Raw genomic sequence first — 2,492 nt, 5'->3', positions numbered from 1 at the left:
CTCGGGCCGGCTCGGCGCTCGCCGCAGCCGGGCCGCGTGTCAGGTCTTCCACCGGGCCGAGCGCCAGGTGCCGTGCCGCGCCCCGCCCCCGGGCCGGCGGCAACACATCCCCCCATGCCCGGGGCCTGACCAGGCACATAAGCTTCGCTTCCGCCAGCATGCGCCCGCCCAGCACGCGCATGCCCAGAACCCACATCTGAAAAAGGAACACCGTGCGAACCACTCCGCGCCGCGGCGCGCTTGCCGCGCTCACCGTCTCCACGCTCCTGCTCGCCACCGCCTGCACCGGGTCGGACTCCGCACCGGAGGACTCGCAGGGCAAGGACAGGAGCACGGGTTCCCCGTCCGCGTCCGCGGAGCCGGTCTCGCGTCCGTTGACGGAGCAGCAGGTGAAGGAGAGTCTGCTGGAGGTGGCCGACCTGCCCGAGGGATGGGAGGTCGACAAGGAGGTGTCCGGCTCCGAGGCGGGCCACACCGAGTTCCAGATGGCGAAGGCCACCAAGCCGGCCTGCCAGCCACTGCTCGACGCCGTGGTGGCAGCCGACTCCGCTCCGCTGCCCGAGCGGGCCGAGATAGCCGCCTTCGCCCAGGGCGACACGGGACCGATGCTGGTCAGCGGGGTGACGGTCTTCCAGGAGCAGGAAGCCGAGGAACTCGCCAAGGACAGGCCGGTCGCCGGCCAGTGCCGGCGCTTCACCGCCGACTTCCAGGGCGACACGGTCACCTTCGTGCACAGCCCGCTGTCCGTGCCCGAGGTGGGCGACCAGTCCGGTGGTGTCCGGCTGAAGAGTCCCGCGACGGACGAGCTGTCCGCCATGCAGTTCGACATGGGCTGGGCACGCATCGGCGGCACCATCGTCAACGTGACGCTGATCAGCTACGACACGTCCGACAGCACCAGCTTCCAGCAGGCGCTGACCAGGGCGGCGGAAAAGGTCGAGCGCGTCTCCGGCAAGGGCTGACCGCCCACGACCAGCAGCCTCCTCCCGACACTCACCGCCACCCCGCCGCAGCCGTCCGCATCCGACCGCGGCCGACAGCGTCCGTCCGCAGCCGGGTCGTCCGCTGCCGGGTCGTCCGCTGCCGGCCGCGGACGGGCGAGCGGACGGATCCGGTGGAACGCCGGGAGGGGCGGGTCCCTCTTCTCCTGTGTGATGACCGATCTGCCGTCCGAGCCGACCACCGCCACGGTCGCCGGGCGCACCTTCACCCTCAGGCGGGTGGCCAGTGACCCGTTCACCCCGGCCGTCCTGGTGACCGGGCAGCAGGACTGGAAGCTGTTCGAGGGGGACGACGTGGTCGCCGAGCTGTGGGACGTGCGGGTCCCGCGGCCCGGAGCCGCCGTGCAGGTGCTGCACGGGGATCTGCGGGGCGAGGAGCTCACCGTCGCCACCCGGCGCTCGCTGCGTGCGCGACGCCGGTTCGTCGAGTTCCGCACCGGCGGACGCCGGTTGCGTCTCGAAGCCCGCGCGTTCGGCCGCAGGGTACGGCTCCGGTACCGCCTGGACGACGACCGGGAGACGATCCTGCTCGGCCTGCTGCGGGCCTCCGGCGCCGATGCGTACCTGCTCGCCTCTCCACTGCGGACACCACCCCTGACCGTCGGCACACCCTGACCGCCAGAGAACGAACACCCGCCGCAGCTGCCTGACCGGCCATCTCCGGGCTGTGGAAAGGTTGTTGGCTTCACTCAGTCGAGTGAAGCCAACACCCCCTGCAACAGACCCTCCCGCTGGGGACAACTCGTGAGGATGCCGACAAAAAAGGGTGCGTGATCAAGCAACACAAGCAGCCACCCCTGTGGATAACCTGTGGAAAACTCTGTGGCCGACGGTAAACGCACGCTGCCCGTGGGCAGTTGGGAACCGCCGTTCCGGTGTATCGGCCTCCGGCATCCGCAGCGGACCCGGAAAAGCGGATGCGCGGCCGCCGAGCCGACCAGCATGCTCGGCCCGACACGCTGGGTCCCCGGCACGCTGGGTTCCCGGCACGCTGGGTTCCCGGCACGCTGGATCGCCGGCCTGCCGGGTTCGCGGCGCGCCGGATCCCCGGCAGGCCGGGGCCGTGAACGGAGGCCGAGTGGAACTGCGGGAGTTGGACGAGGACCTGCTGCACAGGGTGCTGGCCGCAGCGGTACGGGACGCCGACCCGGAGGAGGTCATGGCGCCGGTCCCCGGGCCCCCGGGGTGGACCGCCTCCCGCCAGCAGGCGTTTCTGCGCTTCCACCGGGCACGCTGTCTCTCCGACCGGCCGTCGGAACGCACCTTCGCCGTGTTGCACGACGGAGCGGTGGTGGGCGCCGCCCGCCTGGAACCACTACCGCAACCGCCCGATCCGCCCCCGGACACCCCCGCCGTCCTGGCCCGCCCGACGAGCCCTTCGGCGGACGGCACCGCGGGCCCCCCGGCGGACGGCTACGCGGGCCCTCCGCCGGACGGCACCACCGGGCACCGAACGGTGGAGGCCGGGGTCTGGCTGGGACGGTCGGTGCG

At 72.2% G+C, this 2,492-nt stretch carries 3 protein-coding genes and 1 pseudogene; 3 read left to right on the top strand and 1 reads right to left on the bottom strand.

Features of this window, described 5'->3' with window-relative positions; genetic code table 11:
- A partial coding sequence (locus ACYVE9_RS22780; protein WP_461029762.1) for a hypothetical protein occupies positions 1-211 on the bottom strand: 211 nt, incomplete at its 3' end.
- Between the two features lies 1 nt (position 212).
- Between ACYVE9_RS22780 and ACYVE9_RS22775 the strand changes: the two genes are divergently transcribed.
- From ACYVE9_RS22775 to ACYVE9_RS22765, 3 genes and pseudogenes are all read left to right on the top strand, one after another.
- Positions 213-962, top strand: coding sequence for a hypothetical protein (locus tag ACYVE9_RS22775; RefSeq protein ID WP_461029761.1), 750 nt, complete (start codon positions 213-215; stop codon positions 960-962).
- Between the two features lie 192 nt (positions 963-1,154).
- Positions 1,155-1,616 carry a hypothetical protein gene (locus tag ACYVE9_RS22770; protein ID WP_461029760.1) on the top strand — a complete coding sequence of 154 codons (462 nt, stop codon included), beginning with the start codon at positions 1,155-1,157 and terminating at the stop codon, positions 1,614-1,616.
- Between the two features lie 448 nt (positions 1,617-2,064).
- Positions 2,065-2,492, top strand: a pseudogene (locus ACYVE9_RS22765) (hypothetical protein); the annotation flags it as partial.

This window comes from Streptomyces sparsus (assembly GCF_054776295.1).
This window is presented reverse-complemented; position numbering and strand designations above follow the sequence as displayed.

What these genes read in the sequence shown, in the direction of transcription:
- ACYVE9_RS22770 (WP_461029760.1), top strand. Translation starts at nt 1,155, where the DNA reads ATGACCGATCTGCCGTCCGAGCCGACCACCGCCACGGTCGCCGGGCGC.